Below are 15,206 nucleotides of genomic sequence, written 5' to 3' on the forward strand. Positions count from 1 at the left end.
GTACCTGTCTCAACGTCCATTAGTCCCTCCTAAGGTCTGAAAGAGGGACCAGTTTTAGGTGTCGCTACCGGACCAGTTTTACATGTCGCCTGACAGTAGAGACTGGATTTCATGGCCACTAAATTGAGTAGGACTGCGTACCACGGTAACCGAGCTAGCCTCTCACCGACGAAGCGATGGAAACTGATGGGTACCGGCGCACTGGGCGTAACTGGTATCCCTGCGATGGCGCTCGGTGTCTGTTTCGCCGAAGCACGAGTTCGTCATCATAGGGAAGGGTTTAGAAGCAAGCGCCCGGAGCCTAGAAGGATGACCTCCTTTGGGCGGAGGTCATCCCTGCACACGATCCCGACGGATCATCATCTGGATCGCTTTTTGTGCGTGCACAGATATAACCACAAAAGCGGAGAATTGTTCCAAGCCTTTGTGATGGCGCGCTGCCAGACGGCTCCTTCGATAAGAGATACACGGCCAACTGCTTCAGCGCCTCGTGATCGTGGATGCCACTTTGAAAAAGGCTGATCAGCCGGGGTCGCAAGCACTTCGGCTTCCTCGCTGTCCAAAGGTGAGATGCCACCCAAACCGGATATCGGCTACAAGCTTCGCTGAAGCCATCGCGCCTCTAGCAGGGGAAGCAGTTCGACGACATCCGCCTGCAGGTTGCGGCAAATTTCCTGGTATTCCTCGATCAGCGCCTCTCGACGGGGAAGTTCGCGTTGAAGATTATCTAGTGTCGTTGATGCCAGCGCGTAGCACTCAAAGAGGTCGTCCAATCGCTGGTCCTTGGTAGCGAGCAATCCGCCACGATGGCGCGGTGGCGCCATCCCCAGGCGAGCCCGCCCCAGCTTTAACAAGCTCATTTTCGCCTCCGGCCGTCCCGGCTATTTGGGCGCTAAATAGTTATTTCGCCTCAACCGGGGGGAGGTACACGGCGACATCCCGGCCATTGTTGTCGAGAATTTCGCCTCCAACGAACAGGTAAACGGCAATCGCTATGACCGAAAGAAGCATCACGCCGATCGGCAGTCCGGTGAATGCGGTCTTTTCCGGCTGTCCATATCTGGGTCTTTCGTACATCCTGATATCTCCCATGGTCTCCTCCAATTGGTACCAGCCCCAGAGCAGCAGGGACGGACAACCGCTCTGGAGCCGTTACCCACCCATGACACATTCTTGTAAGGGTCTTCAGCGGCATGGGCTGATTGAGAAATATGGGGCGACGCGATGACGTAACAATCGACCTCAGACCTTTGCCAAAGCCGAGCCGGACTGAAGTCCGATACCGGAACTTTTCCCCTTGTCGCGGGTTCAGGCGCGCTTTCGTGTGCCTGGCGGTGTTGGTTGCGGACCCCCCAGAGGTCGCCCGCCAATCATGGTCATGGCGCTGTCGACGCCAAGTTCAGACTAGTTTCTACGGTAAGTTTCGGATTCGATTTTACTCCCGCATTGAGTTAGCATCCCGTCGCGAATACACGCGATCAGGGTTCGGAGGGAAACATGATTATTTCGCGTCGAGGATTCACGACCTCTACATGTGCGGGTCTTGCTATGGGGATGATAGCGGGTCCTGTTGTTGCGCAGGACGGTTCGATGGGCGACGAACTGCTGGGACGGACCGAGTTCTGGACAGCGCTAGAGGCCTACGTCTATGCCTACCCGCTGGTCACCATGGAGTATACCCGCCGAGTGATAACAAACGTGGCGGAACCCAAAGGCACCAAGGCGCCGATGGGGCAGATTGGTCGGCTGCGTGCCTATCCGGACGCCTCTTTCCGCGACGTAACGGCGCCCAACGCAGATACTCTCTACACCTATGGTTTCTTCGATGTCGCCAAGGAACCCTATATCTTGAGTCTTCCAGATCTGGGCGATCGCTACGCGCTTTTCCCAATGCTTGACGGCTGGACCAACGTCTTTGAGGTGCCCGGAAAGAGAACAACGGGAACGGGTGCGCAGACATATGCGATCACCGGACCGGGGTGGACGGGGACCCTGCCTGAAGGGGTGACCGAGTACAAATCACCGACAAGCATGGTGTGGCTGCTCGGACGCATCTATTGCACCGGGACACCTGAGGATTATACGGAAGTCCACAAGCTTCAGGATGAAGTGAAGCTCGTTCCCTTAAGTGGCTACGGAACCGTCTACACCCCGCCTCCCGGCAAGACCGACCCAGCTATCGACATGAAGACCGCCGTTCGTGAGCAGGTCAATGCGCTAGATGCCGTCGCCTACTTCAAACTATTCTGCGAGCTGCTGAAGACTAATCCACCCGCTGCGGCCGATGCCCCACTTTTAGAGCGGTTGGCCACCATCGGGATCATACCCGGCCAGGATTTCGACGAGAGCAAACTCGATGTCGTGCTCCAGAAGCGACTTCCACAGATCGCGTACGCGCGGATTATGTTGCACTTCAAGGATAGTGGTGGCGACGTCGAGGACATCAACGGGTGGGCATACACGACGAAAACGGGTCTCTATGGGACGGATTATGTGCAACGCGCGCTGATCACCGCCATCGGGCTTGGCGCCAACCGCCCGCAGGATGCGATTTATCCGACGAGTACGAAGTCTGGCAGTGGCCTGTTTGCTCGCGACTATAACGGCTCCGAAAATTATGTGATCAACTTTGCTAAGGGGCATCTGCCCCCGGCAAATGGGTTCTGGTCAATCACGATGTATGACGCGGGATACTTCTTCGTTGATAACCCGCTGAACCGGTATTCAATCAGCGCGCGTCAGGACCTCAAAGCCAATGCTGACGGATCGACCGATATCTACATCCAGCACGAGTCTCCAGGCGCAGACAAGGAGTCGAACTGGCTACCTGCCCCCAAAGGCAAGTTTATTCTGATGATGCGGCTGTACTGGCCGAAAGAGGGAAACCCGTCAATCCTCGACGGATCGTGGGTCCTGCCGGCTGCGACAAAGACCGATTAACGAGCATGAATGCAATGGATCTGGCCTCGGATGCGGCACGTTTGCGGCCGGCTCCGGGGCTCGACCCTATGGCCCTGCGGAAGAGCCCAGGATGATTGATTGATTCCAGCCGGCCGTAAAAAGGTACTGTCGCCGCCGGATATGGGGATCACGCAAAGGAGAGGCTACTTGGCGCAGCGTTTTCGCGCTCGCGATCTGGCGCATCGTGTTCGCAATCATCGGCAAAGTGTGATCGGGACTTCTCGCCAACATAGGCCTATACTGGCACTCCGATGACCTTACTCGCGGCCTTCCATCCGCAACCTCAAGCCCAACGGAAGGCCGCTTTTTTGCACTTGACGTTCGACCGCTCGTTTACGGCTTCATCATCAGTTTGAGTGCCCGGAAATCGTGAATTCCGCTTTGGTAGAGACTAATGAGGCCGGCGGCGAGCTTGTCGGCTTGTTCGCTTCCGGCGAGACGTCCCATTCCTCCAATAGCTCGTGAAAGACGCTTTCAATCTGTGCGAACTCGTCAGGAAGGATGATCTCGTTTCGAGAGCCCAAGGTTTTGCTCATAGCCCTTACCCTAGTCGGCCTGGGGGAATAGGCCGACGTCTGCCCCTATTGATTATGCGCCCTCGCTCAGTGGATACAACTCTGAATTTGAGGGGATCCAGACGGCCGCCGGATTGGAGAAGCGACCGCCTGGCGGGTCGAGCATGATGTTCAACGGAAACACCCGATCATTCAGTTGTTCCCACTGGTGTGATCAATGTTCGGCAGTTGATTGTCCTCGCGATCGCAGCTCGGAAACCTTGCGATCGAGGTCGACTTTGTAGGGGCCAAATTGCTCGAACAGCTCGCGTGCGGCGAGAGGTTGGAGCCCGTGTGCCCGGATGAACTCTTCCAGATCATATCGCTTATTCCAGCCCCGAACCGTCTTGCTTAATTGGTCTCTCGTGTCTTCGTGATGCATGGCGTGCTCTCGATGTTGTGGTGGCGGCAGCGCTTCGCGGTGCTGCTGGGATCACATCAATCGGTTTTCGGGCAAAAAGTTCCAGCGTGACTCATTAACTCGGTTGTGGCTTAAAAAGGGTTGGCTAAGACACCTCCAAAGCGCCAGAAACACTTGCTTCACGAGGACGCCGTGCGGCGCGGGCGACCGCATAAGCCACGGAATCCCGATCAGCCACGTCTGCCCTTCGTCCCATGCCGGACCGCGTCGAACCTTGCCTCGCGCTGCTTGTCGAGAAAGTGCCGTGCGCAGGCGATTGGGCATTCGAAATCAAATGGGATGGCTACCGCTTGGCGGTGCATGTCGAGCCGAGTGGCGTGCGCATCCTAACGCGTGGCGGTCATGACTGGACGCATCGTTTTCCGACGATCGAAGCGGCAGCCAAGGCGCTCGGCCCATCGACGATGATCCTCGACGGCGCGGCGGTTGTGCTCGACGATGTCGGCCGCTCGAGCTTCGGCATGCTCCAGGCGGCGCTCGGCGGAAGGGGCGGCAAACGTGTCGCCAGCGAGGCGCTGTTCTATGCCTTCGACCTTCTCCACTTGGACGGACATGACCTGCGCGGCATGGATCAGCGAGAACGGCGGATGATCCTGGAAGAGACGATCGAAGAGGGGACGTCTATCATTCGCGTCTCGGAGGAAATCGAAGGTGAGGGCGCTGCCATACAGAGCGACAACTTTGTTGTCGGTGGGTTCGAATCGTCGACCAAAGCGCCTGGCGCGATCTCGCGGCTGTTGCTGGCCGCAGATCACGGCGGCGAGCTGGTCGGCACGGGCTTTACCGACAAGATGGCGCGCGACCTATGCAAGCAACTGTCAGCCATGCCGGCGAAGGTGCCGCGGTCGCGCTCAAGCGCAAGAACGCTGTGTTCTGCCAGCCAGCCTTTGTTGCCGAGGTCACCTAAACTGAGATCACCAGCGACGGAAAGCTGCGACACCCTTTATTCATGCGCGAGCTAGCCGATAATGACGATGTTTTCGAGCTGAAAAAATAGGCCCCTGCGAGGGGCCTAGAATGTGGAGTTCGTGGGGGTCTTTCTAAAACGTGCCCACTCAGCGATTGTTCCTGCTCTGGTTAGCGAACGTATGCTGCGTTCCGCTCGATCGTTTCGCGATAGTTGTCCTCGGTCTTCGCCGCAGCCTGGCGCGCGGTATTGGCCCAACCATTGTGCGGCATCACGCGCTCCCGAATGCCTCGGAATCTGCCTACCTGCCATTTCCATCTGCCGTTTAGCGGAGAGCGGTCGACGCCGTAGATCCTGTTGACGAGCTGATCGCCATCGAAGCTGATAAAATCGTGCTCGGCCTCGCCGGGCCATGTGAGCACCCATCTGTATTGGGGCTTAGGTTCTTCGGGCAAGCGCGGTGCTGCCAAAGTACACGACGCCAAAACGGTGCGGAGGCGCACCATCCACTTCTGGATCACTGAACCTACTCGGGCCATACCCAAATCCGAGTGGGTCAGAATATTTACTCATATACAGCCGGCGCCAAATACTGCCTTCTTTCGCAACTGAGATCTCCAGAACTTGGACGCAAACGTCTTGCGCGTAGCGGGTGAGCTTTTTGTGAGGGTTAAGCGAAGGCGCCCGAACCGATTGACTTGGCCACCTCGATGACATTTTTGACTTCGCCCGACCTGAGTGCGTCGAGACCACTACGACCATCCAATTCCGGATGCTTGGCTACTAAAAAACGGTATACTGCCCACGGACGATCCCCGTAGACGTCGAACAGTGATGGCAAATCGGAAAGAAGCTCTCCTCGATCGTTGAGCTGCCAGCGGGGAAACGAACCCCTCTCTTTGGCCCTTCTAACCCAAGTAGTTCGTGCCGCTTACGCTTTTTGTTCACGGTTTCGCGCGTGACGCCGATTTCGGCTGCAAAAGCGTCTGCTGATAACATCTCCGGCTCGTTGAGAATATCAGAAACGCGCTTCTCTCCACGTTGCCGAGCCTTCATCTGAACGGTGAACTCACGCGGGAAAGAGGGGTCGGGGTTTCTCATCGCGAGCGACGAGCACGCGGGTAGAGCGTCTTATGGCTTTGTCGAAACGCTCAAATGTCCCTTGCAACGCTGGCGATGAAAGCTGCCTTCAGATGCTCGGCAGCGGGCGAAAGGCTGTGATGGCGCCTTTGAAGGAGCGAGACGTCGCGCATGACGATGGGGTCTATGAGATCGATTGTGGTTATCCCGATGGCCGAGGCGAGTTGTCCGGAATTCTCCGGCAGCACCGAAACACCCATCCCGGCGGCGATCATACTGATCGCGGTCGTCGAAAAACGCACTTCATACTTTGGCCGATAGTTCGGGACGACGCGGATAAGATTGTGCTCGACGATGTTGCGTAGTGGATTGGAGGCGGCAAGCGTAATGAGGGTCTCGTCTTTGAGTTGTGCCCAACGCACGGATTTGCGCTTTGCAAATCGGTGATCTTCCCGGCAAACGAGCATCAGCTTGTCGCGCAGCAAGGCCGTCGCGGTGATCTCCGGATCCTCCTCGGAGAGCGTGCCGACGGCGATGTCGACCTCGTGGCGCTTGAGCGCCGGGGTGATCTGTTCCTCGGGCATGTCGCGAATATTGACGGAGATCTCTGGGTACATGCGCAGGAAGCGCGCAATGATCGGCGGAACGATGGTGGCGGCAAGCACGATCGCCGCGGCGATCGTCACCTGGCCGCGCTTCAGCATGGCGTTGTCGCGCACGTCGCCGACGGCAAGTTCCAGGTCCTTCAGGATCTTTCGCGCCTGCGGCAGAAATTCCTGGCCGACAAGGGTGAGGGAGACCATGCGGGTATGCCGGTCGAAGAGACGCACGCCGATCTCCGTCTCCAGGTCGCGGATGAGGATGCTGACCGCGGACTGGGTGAGATGGAGGTTGCGTGCTGCGATGTTGAACTGGCCGAGCTCGGCCACTGCGATAAAGGCCCTGAGTTGCCGCAGCGTTATGTTCATGTACGCGCGGCCTCCCGTTGTCCTGCCCCCATCAAAGCCTGCCAAATCTCCGCTTGTCTACCCCGCAAGTGCCGGCTGTTCCTTGTTGCCGGCCATCAGCAGGCCGAGTTCGTCGAGACGAGTGCGGTCCGGGGGCAGTTCGCCAAGGATCGCGCCGTGGAACATCACCAGGATGCGGTCGCAGATTGCGAACAGCTCCTCGAGCTCCGTGGAGATCAGCAGAATGGCGCGACCGCTGTCGCGCTGCCTCAGCATCTCCTCCATCACGAACTCCATCGCGCCGATATCGATGCCGCGGGTAAGCTGATTGACGAGGATGAAATCGGGATTGCGCGCCAGCTCCCGCGCGACGACCAGTTTTTGCTGGTTCCCACCTGACAGCGCAGCGATCGGCTGGTTCTCGTCCCGGCTCTTCACGCGAAAACGCTTGATCAGGTCGCGGGTGTGCTCGGCAATCACCCGGCCGTTCAGCATGCCGCCCGTCGCGAAGGGTTTTTGGTCGTAGCGTTGGAGGATGGTGTTTTCGCTGAGCGACAGTGGAAGCACGATGCCATGTTTGTGCCGGTCCTCCGGTATGTGGGAAAAGCTCCTGGCATTGATCGCGGCGGGATCGAGACCGGTTACGTCCTTTCCGTTGAGAACGACGCGCCCGGTGTCTACGGGCAGCAGGCCGGAAAGCGCGAGCGAGAGTTCCGTTTGGCCGTTGCCGGAAACGCCGGCGATGCCGACGATTTCGCCGGCGCGCACGTCGAAGCTCACGCCGCGCACGGCCGGAAGACCAGTCTCGGCGCGGCAGGCAAGGTTTTCAACTGAGAGTACGATACGACCCGAGGGCTCGGGGTTGCGCGGAAGCTCCATGCGAACGTCGCGGCCCACCATCATGCGGGCGAGCTCCCGCGCATTCGTTTCCCCCGCCTTGACCGTGTGTACGACGCGCCCGTCGCGCATGACGCTGATGCGATTGCTGACGCGCATCACCTCGTCCAGCTTGTGCGAGATGAAGACGACGGTCTTTCCATCCTTCACGAGATCGCCCATCAGGGAGAGGAGACGGTCGGTCTCCTGCGGGGTGAGAACGGCGGTCGGCTCGTCGAGGATGAGCAGGTCGATGCCGTGGAACAGCACCTTCAAGATTTCCACCCGCTGCTGCTCACCGACCGAGAGATCTTGGACGACTGCGTCGGGACGCACGTCGAGGGCGTAGCGTTCGGAAAGCTCGCGGATCTCTCGGTGGACCTTCTCCATGTCGGAGATGACGGTGAGCGCCGAACCCTGGCCGAGGATGTAGTTTTCCGCCACCGTGAGGTTCGGCACCAGCATGAAGTGCTGATGCACCATGCCGATGCGCTGGCGGATCGCGTCGCGCGGACTGGCGAAGTTCACCGAGTGCCCCTTGTAGACGATATCGCCTTCATCCGGCCGGACCATGCCGCATATCATGTTCATCAGCACGCTCTTGCCGGCGCCGTTTTCGCCGAGCAGCGAGTGGATCTCGCCTTCCTCGATTTCGAGGGTTACGCCGTCGCTAGCGACGATGGGCCCGAAGCGTTTGCGGATGTTGTCGATGCGCAGGAAGGGTCTTGTCGACATATCGATCACCTTATCTCATAGGGCTGGCCGAGTTTGCTGGGTGCGGCACCCTTGCCGCGGAACACGACCAGCGTGACGATTGTCATGATGTAGGGAAGCGCCTGCAGCACCTGATAGGGCACGACGATGGACGCCTGCGCCTGGAGCATGAGCTGCAGGGCATAAAAGAGGCCGAAGAGCAGCGACACGAAAAAGGCCCCGATCGGCGACCAGCGGGCAAAGACCACGACAGCAAGGGCGATGAAGCCGCGACCGGACGTTATGCCTTCGACAAACTGGTTGGAGTGGCCGAGCGTCAGGAATGCGCCTCCGAGCCCCGCAAGTCCGGTACCGACGAGCACGGCGGCGTAGCGATAGCCAAGCACGCTGCGACCGGCGACGTCGACGGCCTTCGGGTGCTCGCCGACGGCGCGAAGCGTCAGGCCGAAGGAGGTGCGGTAGAGCACGAGGGTGGCGAGTATGGCGACCAGTACAGTCGAATAGACGATCAGGTTTTGCCGGAAGAACGCCTCGCCGAGAAAGGGCAGGTCGCTCAGCCACGGTATGTGAATCGGCTGGGCGATCTCGATGCCCTTGCCGGTCGAAACGTAATAGGTGCGAAAGAGGAAGGCCGTCAGGCCCATGCCGAGCAGGTTGAGTGCTGCGCCCACCACGATCTGATCCGCCTTGATGGTGATCGTGAAGAAGGCGAAGACGAGCCCGAACACCATGCCACCGGCAACGCCGGCCAAAAGCCCGAGCGGAATGTTGCCGGTGGCCGTGGCGGCAGCGAAGCCGCAGAATGCTCCGACGAGCATTGTGCCTTCGAGCCCGATGTTGAGTACGCCCGCGCGCTCGGAAAAGACCTCTCCGATCGAGGCGAAGATGAGGGGTGTGGCAAGTCTCCAAGCGGCGCCGGCGAGCGTCGCGAGGAAGGTGAGGAACATCATGTCGTCCATCGGATATACCCTCTAGGAATGTCGCCAAAGGTTTTGTTTTCCCGCCGACGGCCCCGGGCCGCGCGGGAGTTTCCATGCTTTCAAGCCACGATCCTGAGGATATCGCGCAACTTGGCGAAGGCGACGACCGAGAGGATGACAATGCCCTGGATGACCAGCACCAGGACCTGCGGGACCTGCGACGTGATCTGGAGAACTTCCGAACCGGAGCGCAGCGTCGCAAACAGGCCGCCCGAGAGGATTGCCGCCAACGGATTGTTGCCCGCCAGCAGCGCCACCGCGATGCCCTCGAAGCCATAACCGGGGGAGATGTTCTGATAGAGCCTGCGTGTGACGCCCGCCACTTCGAAAGCGCCGGCAAGCCCGGCCATCGCGCCGCTGATGCAGATGGCGATCATCACGTTTCGTGCGACGTTCATGCCGGCATAGCGGGCGGCATGCGGGTTGAGACCGACGACGCGCAGCGCAAAGCCGCGGCTGCTTCTTCGCAGGAAGATGTAGAGCGCCACGGCCAGAACCACCGCGACGAGGATGCCGATATGGAGCCGCATGTCGGTCACCAGGCGTGGTGTCCAGGCTTCACGCACCAGCCTGGCCGATTGCGGGTAGGCTGCACTCGCATCGCGCATCGGTCCGGTGACGAGATAGCTTGTGAGGATGAGCGCGATGTAGTTGAGCATGATCGTGGTGACGATCTCGCTCGCCTGAAAGCGCACCTTCAGGTAGCCGGCAATGCCGGCCCAGGCGGCACCCGCCAGCGCCCCGGCCAGCATCACGAGCGGCGCATGCACCCACACGGATAGGCCGTCGATGCTGGTGCCGACAAGGGTTGCGGCGATCGCGCCAACATAGAGCTGGCCTTCGGCGCCGATGTTCCAGATCGAACAGCGGAAGGCAACGCAGAGACCTGCGCCGATCAGGATGAGCGGTGTCGCCTTCAGGAGAATTTCTCCGACCGAACGCATGTCCTGGAACGAGCCGAAGACCATGACGGTGACAATGTCGCTGCCGTTGAAGCCGTTGAGCCAGAGCAGGGCGGCGCCGCAGGCGAGAGCGACGAGAACCGCCGCAATAGGTGTCAGGGCGCTGATCGCGGCATGCGAGAGTGCCCGATAGAAGGCTTGGGCTGCTTGAGAATTCACGGTCTCACGCACTCCCTGGTTTATCTCAGCCATGGGTCCGTCCGGATGTTGGTGTGAGGCGGGAGGGCTGCGGCCGGACAACCTGCCGCAGCATGGAGCCGGCTATTCTGCGCCGGTCTTGATCTCGCCGGCGGCGATCTTATCGCTGATCGCCTTCACCTCGGCGCGGATATCCTCCGGCACTGAGACCGGGCCGTCGTCGCGGAAGGTAAACGAGATGACCTTTGGATCCTTCAGGCCGAAAACGACGTTCTCCGCCGGCGGGTGGCCTTCCTTGATCGAGCGGACCACCTCAACCACGCCCTGGGCGTAGTCGGCAACGTAGAGTCCCAAAATGTTGTTGGGCGCGACCTCGGTGAAATCGCTGAAGATGGAGAAAGAGCGCACGTCCGGTCCGGATTCCGCGATGGCCTGGTACCCGCCGACGGTGGCGCCGGAAGCGTTCGGCACGACGAAGTCCGCGCCTTGCGAGATCATGCTCAATGCCGCCTCCTTGGCGGCCGTCGTATCGGTAAAGTTGCCGATATAGGCTTCGCTGATCGGGAAGTCGGGATTAATGCTTTTTGCGCCGTTCTTGAAGCCGGCGAAAGCCTGCTGGATCGGCGGGATTTCCATGCCGCCGACAAGGCCGGCCTTGCCGCCCATTTTCGCGGCGATGACGCCCATCAGGTAGAAAGGCTGGCTGGTATCGGTGTTGAGCCCGATGACGTTGCCTTCGTGGATCGCGCTCGACGAGATCAGGAAATAGGTGTCCGGGTAGTCGAGAGCGACGTCGCGCGCGGCGTCCTGGAACTCGAAGCCGTGGCCGAGGATGACCTTGTAACCCTGGCTGGCATAGTCGCGAAACGCCTTCTCAAAGGAGGCCGGGTTCTGTTGCAGCTCGACATAGCTGATCTTGGCGCCAAGCTGTTCCTCCACGCCCTTGAGCGCGTTGTAACCGATCCGGTTCCATCCTTCTTCCGAAACGCTACCGGGCACGAGAAGGCCCATCTTGAAGTCTTCGGCATGGGCGAGGTCCTGCCGGAGCATCCCGGTCAGGGCCATTCCGAGAGTGGACGCAAGCAGTAAACGACGTGACATTTCAGTTCTCATTTCATTCCTCCCATTCGATTGAAGTCCCAATCCCCCCGGAGCAGCCGTTCCCTTTTATACGTCCTCCTTCAGGCGGATATTTTCGGTGGCGCTCTGCGAGACCAGGCGACCATTCGAGAAGACGAAAGCCCGATCCGGTCCGCCGGCAACCAGCGTATCGGTATCGATGCAGTCGGTGACCACGAAGTCGGCGCGCGCACCGGGCTTCAGGCCATAGTCCTTGCCAAGGCCCATCAGGCGGGCAGGGGCCGCCGTGATCATGCTGTGCGCGGCGGCGAGCTCGTCTCCACGCAGATGGCCGGCAAGCAGCGTCCAGCGGGCGATTTCCAGCATGTCGCCCGAGCCGGTCGGGACGAAGGGGTCCTGGATATTGTCCGAGGCCGTGGCGATGGTGATGCCGGCACGATACAGCTCGGCGACGCGCGTCAGCCCGCGCGGCGGTAGCATCTCGTAGTCGCGGCCTTGCAGGTAGAGGTTTGCCGCCGGTAGCGTGACGACGCCGACTTCCAGTTTGTGCAGGCGCTCGGCTATCCGCTGGAAGTCCCGGCGGGGCAGGGCGCTCAACACCGAGACGTGGCTGAAGACGGTGCGCCCCTGCATGCCGAAGCGCTCCACGCGATCGAGAGCGGCGTCGAGGAGATGCACCCCGGCATTGAGGTGTTCGTCGAGATGCAGATCGACCGGCTTGCCGGACTTCACTGCCGCGGAAAACAAGATGTCGAGATAACGCGGCGGGTCCTCGGAAACGGCGGGCGTTCCGCCGACGGCATCGGCGAGCGCGACGGCGCCGTCGATGTTCTTGCCCAGCCACTCGAAGTCCTGGCCGGGATGGGGCGTCATGAAGGCGACCAGTTGAAGCGTGATGCGGTGCTTTTCGGCATCGCGAATGGCGGCCAGCGTCTCGATGCCGTGGAAGCCGGCATCCTTGTCGACGTTGATATGGCTGCGGATCGCGGTCGTGCCGCGGGAAAGACATCGCCCGATCGTGCGCGTTGCACGCTTGTGAATGTCGTCAGGGCCGGCGGTGCGGGCATATTTCGCGAAGGCTTCGCGGGCGCCCTGGAGCGTGCCTGACGGATTGGGGGTAAAGCGCAGCACGCCTGTTTTGTCGAGATGCTGGTGCGCATCGACGAAACCAGGCGAAACGAGCATGCCCGTAATATCCACATGGGCGCTGCAGGAACCGATATCGAGAAAGGGCTCAGCGATGGCGATGCGCCCGTCGGCGCCGACGATGATGTCGCTTACCAACTGCGAGCCGTCGTCATGAATGACGCTTCCTCCCGTGAGAGCAAAGGACTGACCGCGGGTCAGTTTTGCGAGCGACGCCGTTGGATTGTCACGTGCCATTTCGTCCCACCTTCTTGTTATGGCGCAAGACTAAGCACGGGCGATTAATTCAAACAAATTCATTATTTCAATTGTTTGATAAATAAATCGCAATAATTAAGGGCGCCCAGAATTTATGCAAGTACAAGCAGCCAATGAGAAACCTAAGCCCAATCAAGGTATTGCATCAGCGATGGGCCGAGGTTGAAGCCCATCGCTTAGAGCAGACAGCCGCCCAAGAATCAGTGACGATACTGCGGTTCCTCGACATCCAGCTGGCGACGAATGGCTGCGAGATGGGCCTGGGCGGACTCGGGATCGCCTTCGCGCATCTGCCGGTAGGCCGCCTCCGCAATTGCCGGATCGACCGGCGAGACCTCTCTGCCCGTGGACATGGCGAGCACCTGCACTTCGGCCGCTCGCTCGAGGTAATAGAGGTCGTCCCAGGCTTCGGCGATCGTGGGCGCCAGAACCAGCACGCCATGGTGCTTCAGAAAAACGATATCCGCATCGCCGGCAGCCGCGGCGATGCGCGCACCCTCCTGGTGATCGAGTGCAAGACCATTGTAGTTTTCGTCGACGGCGGTGCGGCCGTAGAACTTCAGTGCCGTCTGGCCAGCCCAGATCAACGGCGCCCCCTCGGTCATGGAAAGCGCGGTCGCATAGGGCATGTGCGTGTGGAAGGCGACTTTTGCGCGCGGCAGTCGGCGGTGAATCTCGGCGTGGATGTAGAAGGCCGTCGCCTCCGGTTCCCCTTCGCCGTCGATGACGGTGCCATTGAAATCGCACACGAGAAGTTTTGACGCCGTCAGTTCGCGAAAGGCATAGCCGTAGGGGTTGACGATGAAGAGATCGTCGTGGCCAGGCACGACCGCCGAAAAATGGTTGCAGATCCCCTCCTCGAAACCGTTGCGCGCCGCCATGCGGAAGCAGGCGGCGAGGTCTTCCTTCGCCGTGCGGACGGCGTCGGCGGAAATGTCGGGCCGGTTGTTACGGTCCGTATCGGTGCAGCTTCTGGTCTTGCGTGGGCTGGGAGCGGCGGCTGGCCGGGAGGCCGCCGCGCGCAGCGTCGAGCCGCCGCGCCCTGCCTGCCCGCGACATCGCGGTCCAGCAGCGCCACCAGATAACGCTCGAAGCCTTGCACGGTCAATTGCGGCCCGGTGGCCCGAGATGTGGAACCGCTGATTCTCTAGTGCACGGATTTCAGCAGGAAGTCGCGAAACCGCCGGGCGGCCGGCGAGAGCGAACGCGCGCGCTTCTGGATTAGGCTTACTTCCCGCTTGATGTGCGGCTCTTTCGGCGTCCGCACCACGAGGCCCATGGAGGTCGCAAGGCGCGTGACCGCCGAGGTCATGATCGCGACGCCGAGACCGCCTTCGACCATGCCGATGATTGTCAGCGGCAGCGCCACCTCCTGCATCGTCTTGTCGAAGGGCAGCACGATGCCGTTGCGCGCCAGTTCGTTCTCCAGGCGGTCGCGAATCGGATTGCCGCGCTGCGGGCCGATCAGCTTGCGGTCGACAAGGTCGGTCCACCGCAACTCGGTCAGCTTGACGAGCGGATCGTCAGGGTGGAGGACGACGAGGAATTCGTCGGTCGTAAGCCGGGTGCCCATGAGTTCGCTGTCGTCCTCCGGTACCGTGCCGATACCGAGATCCACCGAGCTGTTGGCGACCTGTTCCAATACGGCTTTCTCCGCGACATCGTGCAGGGCGACGGCGATCTCGGGGTAGAGCTTGTTGAAGGCGTTGACGAGCTGCGGCAGCATCAGAGCCGCCTGTACGGTTCCGGCTGCGATCGACACCTTGCCGCGCCGGAGCGCATTCAGTTCACGCGAGCTCTCCACCATGCCTTCGATGTCGGCCACGGCGCGTGCTGCGACCGGCAAGATGTCCGTGCCCGCCTCCGTGAGGCGCAGAAGTCGCGTGTGACGGTCGAAGAGGCGCAGATTGAGGTTCTGCTCCAGCTGGCGCACGAGCGTGCTGACGGCCGACTGCGACGAGCCGAGTTTGTCCGCCGCGAGCGTGAATTGTCCGAGGTTGGCCACGGTGACGAAGGCCCGAAGCTGCTTTAGCGTGATGTCCATCGCGATCCATTCATTCAATTATTATATGAATAAATCTAATTGTGCCGATTGTTTGCTGATTTGGCCAGCCGCATGATCCTCGGTGTACGGCGTGCGGTTAAAAGATCATGAGGCCAAGATGCCCCACCGCGCCGGAAG

14 protein-coding genes and 2 pseudogenes are annotated in these 15,206 nt (G+C 60.3%); 3 read left to right on the forward strand and 13 right to left on the reverse strand.

All coding sequences use genetic code 11. The features are described 5' to 3' along the window. Positions 1-111: 111 nt before the first annotated feature. A complete protein-coding gene (locus tag ABIE33_RS34005; protein WP_429133281.1) occupies positions 112-522 on the forward strand; it encodes a DUF1515 family protein in 411 nt (136 codons plus the stop codon). 71 nt (positions 523-593) lie between these two features. On the opposite strand, the gene ABIE33_RS34010 is transcribed toward ABIE33_RS34005, so the two are convergent. After that, positions 594-860 carry a hypothetical protein gene (locus ABIE33_RS34010; RefSeq protein ID WP_429133283.1) on the reverse strand — a complete coding sequence of 89 codons (267 nt, stop codon included), beginning with the start codon at positions 858-860 and terminating at the stop codon, positions 594-596. Positions 861-900: 40 nt separating this feature from the next. Then, positions 901-1,092, reverse strand: a complete 192-nt coding sequence (locus ABIE33_RS34015; RefSeq protein ID WP_429133285.1) for a hypothetical protein — start codon at positions 1,090-1,092, stop codon at positions 901-903. 405 nt (positions 1,093-1,497) lie between these two features. Here ABIE33_RS34015 and ABIE33_RS34020 point away from each other — a divergent pair, with 405 nt between their 5' ends. Then, positions 1,498-2,940, forward strand: a complete 1,443-nt coding sequence (locus tag ABIE33_RS34020; RefSeq protein WP_429133287.1) for a DUF1254 domain-containing protein — start codon at positions 1,498-1,500, stop codon at positions 2,938-2,940. Positions 2,941-3,308: 368 nt separating this feature from the next. On the opposite strand, the gene ABIE33_RS34025 is transcribed toward ABIE33_RS34020, so the two are convergent. Together ABIE33_RS34025 and ABIE33_RS34030 are read right to left on the reverse strand one after the other, a co-directional pair. Then, positions 3,309-3,497, reverse strand: coding sequence for a hypothetical protein (locus tag ABIE33_RS34025; RefSeq protein ID WP_429133289.1), 189 nt, complete (start codon positions 3,495-3,497; stop codon positions 3,309-3,311). 193 nt (positions 3,498-3,690) lie between these two features. Continuing rightward, on the reverse strand, positions 3,691-3,897 hold the full coding sequence (locus ABIE33_RS34030) for a hypothetical protein (protein WP_429133291.1): 207 nt from the start codon (positions 3,895-3,897) through the stop codon (positions 3,691-3,693). A gap of 120 nt (positions 3,898-4,017) precedes the next feature. On the opposite strand from ABIE33_RS34030, the pseudogene ABIE33_RS34035 reads away from it, so the two are divergent. Beyond that, a pseudogene (locus tag ABIE33_RS34035) lies at positions 4,018-4,933 on the forward strand (non-homologous end-joining DNA ligase). Between the two features lie 80 nt (positions 4,934-5,013). Here ABIE33_RS34035 and ABIE33_RS34040 read toward each other — a convergent pair. The 9 genes and pseudogenes from ABIE33_RS34040 to ABIE33_RS34080 all read right to left on the reverse strand — a co-directional run bounded on the left by ABIE33_RS34040 (position 5,014) and on the right by ABIE33_RS34080 (position 15,068). Then, complete coding sequence (locus tag ABIE33_RS34040) at positions 5,014-5,382, reverse strand: hypothetical protein (protein WP_429133293.1); 369 nt, start codon at positions 5,380-5,382, stop codon at positions 5,014-5,016. A 612-nt stretch (positions 5,383-5,994) separates the two neighbouring features. Beyond that, positions 5,995-6,891: a LysR family transcriptional regulator gene (locus tag ABIE33_RS34045; protein WP_429133295.1), complete on the reverse strand. Its 897-nt coding sequence runs from the start codon at positions 6,889-6,891 to the stop codon at positions 5,995-5,997. A gap of 57 nt (positions 6,892-6,948) precedes the next feature. After that, on the reverse strand, positions 6,949-8,481 hold the full coding sequence (locus ABIE33_RS34050) for an ABC transporter ATP-binding protein (protein ID WP_429133297.1): 1,533 nt from the start codon (positions 8,479-8,481) through the stop codon (positions 6,949-6,951). A gap of 5 nt (positions 8,482-8,486) precedes the next feature. Then, positions 8,487-9,419: an ABC transporter permease gene (locus ABIE33_RS34055; RefSeq protein WP_429133299.1), complete on the reverse strand. Its 933-nt coding sequence runs from the start codon at positions 9,417-9,419 to the stop codon at positions 8,487-8,489. Positions 9,420-9,499: 80 nt separating this feature from the next. Then, a complete protein-coding gene (locus ABIE33_RS34060) occupies positions 9,500-10,594 on the reverse strand; it encodes an ABC transporter permease (protein WP_429133301.1) in 1,095 nt (364 codons plus the stop codon). Between the two features lie 69 nt (positions 10,595-10,663). After that, positions 10,664-11,641, reverse strand: a complete 978-nt coding sequence (locus tag ABIE33_RS34065) for a BMP family protein (RefSeq protein ID WP_429133303.1) — start codon at positions 11,639-11,641, stop codon at positions 10,664-10,666. Positions 11,642-11,707: 66 nt separating this feature from the next. Next, a complete protein-coding gene (locus tag ABIE33_RS34070) occupies positions 11,708-13,003 on the reverse strand; it encodes an amidohydrolase family protein (RefSeq protein WP_429133305.1) in 1,296 nt (431 codons plus the stop codon). Positions 13,004-13,224: 221 nt separating this feature from the next. After that, positions 13,225-13,983, reverse strand: a pseudogene (locus tag ABIE33_RS34075) (aldolase); the annotation flags it as partial. A 188-nt stretch (positions 13,984-14,171) separates the two neighbouring features. Further along, positions 14,172-15,068, reverse strand: a complete 897-nt coding sequence (locus ABIE33_RS34080; RefSeq protein ID WP_429133307.1) for a LysR family transcriptional regulator — start codon at positions 15,066-15,068, stop codon at positions 14,172-14,174. Between the last annotated feature and the right edge of the window lie 138 nt (positions 15,069-15,206).

The organism is Ensifer sp. 4252 (assembly GCF_050434565.1).
GTDB lineage: Bacteria > Pseudomonadota > Alphaproteobacteria > Rhizobiales > Rhizobiaceae > Ensifer.

Excerpts from the sequence above, each read along its gene's own strand:
- ABIE33_RS34005 (WP_429133281.1), top strand. The coding sequence starts at position 112 with ATGGCCACTAAATTGAGTAGGACTGCGTACCACGGTAACCGAGCTAGC.
- ABIE33_RS34010 (WP_429133283.1), bottom strand. The coding sequence starts at position 860 with ATGAGCTTGTTAAAGCTGGGGCGGGCTCGCCTGGGGATGGCGCCACCG.
- ABIE33_RS34015 (WP_429133285.1), bottom strand. The coding sequence starts at position 1,092 with ATGGGAGATATCAGGATGTACGAAAGACCCAGATATGGACAGCCGGAA.
- ABIE33_RS34020 (WP_429133287.1), top strand. The coding sequence starts at position 1,498 with ATGATTATTTCGCGTCGAGGATTCACGACCTCTACATGTGCGGGTCTT.
- ABIE33_RS34025 (WP_429133289.1), bottom strand. The coding sequence starts at position 3,497 with ATGAGCAAAACCTTGGGCTCTCGAAACGAGATCATCCTTCCTGACGAG.
- ABIE33_RS34030 (WP_429133291.1), bottom strand. The coding sequence starts at position 3,897 with ATGCATCACGAAGACACGAGAGACCAATTAAGCAAGACGGTTCGGGGC.
- ABIE33_RS34040 (WP_429133293.1), bottom strand. The coding sequence starts at position 5,382 with ATGGCCCGAGTAGGTTCAGTGATCCAGAAGTGGATGGTGCGCCTCCGC.
- ABIE33_RS34045 (WP_429133295.1), bottom strand. The coding sequence starts at position 6,891 with ATGAACATAACGCTGCGGCAACTCAGGGCCTTTATCGCAGTGGCCGAG.
- ABIE33_RS34050 (WP_429133297.1), bottom strand. The coding sequence starts at position 8,481 with ATGTCGACAAGACCCTTCCTGCGCATCGACAACATCCGCAAACGCTTC.
- ABIE33_RS34055 (WP_429133299.1), bottom strand. The coding sequence starts at position 9,419 with ATGGACGACATGATGTTCCTCACCTTCCTCGCGACGCTCGCCGGCGCC.
- ABIE33_RS34060 (WP_429133301.1), bottom strand. The coding sequence starts at position 10,594 with ATGGCTGAGATAAACCAGGGAGTGCGTGAGACCGTGAATTCTCAAGCA.
- ABIE33_RS34065 (WP_429133303.1), bottom strand. The coding sequence starts at position 11,641 with ATGTCACGTCGTTTACTGCTTGCGTCCACTCTCGGAATGGCCCTGACC.
- ABIE33_RS34070 (WP_429133305.1), bottom strand. The coding sequence starts at position 13,003 with ATGGCACGTGACAATCCAACGGCGTCGCTCGCAAAACTGACCCGCGGT.
- ABIE33_RS34080 (WP_429133307.1), bottom strand. The coding sequence starts at position 15,068 with ATGGACATCACGCTAAAGCAGCTTCGGGCCTTCGTCACCGTGGCCAAC.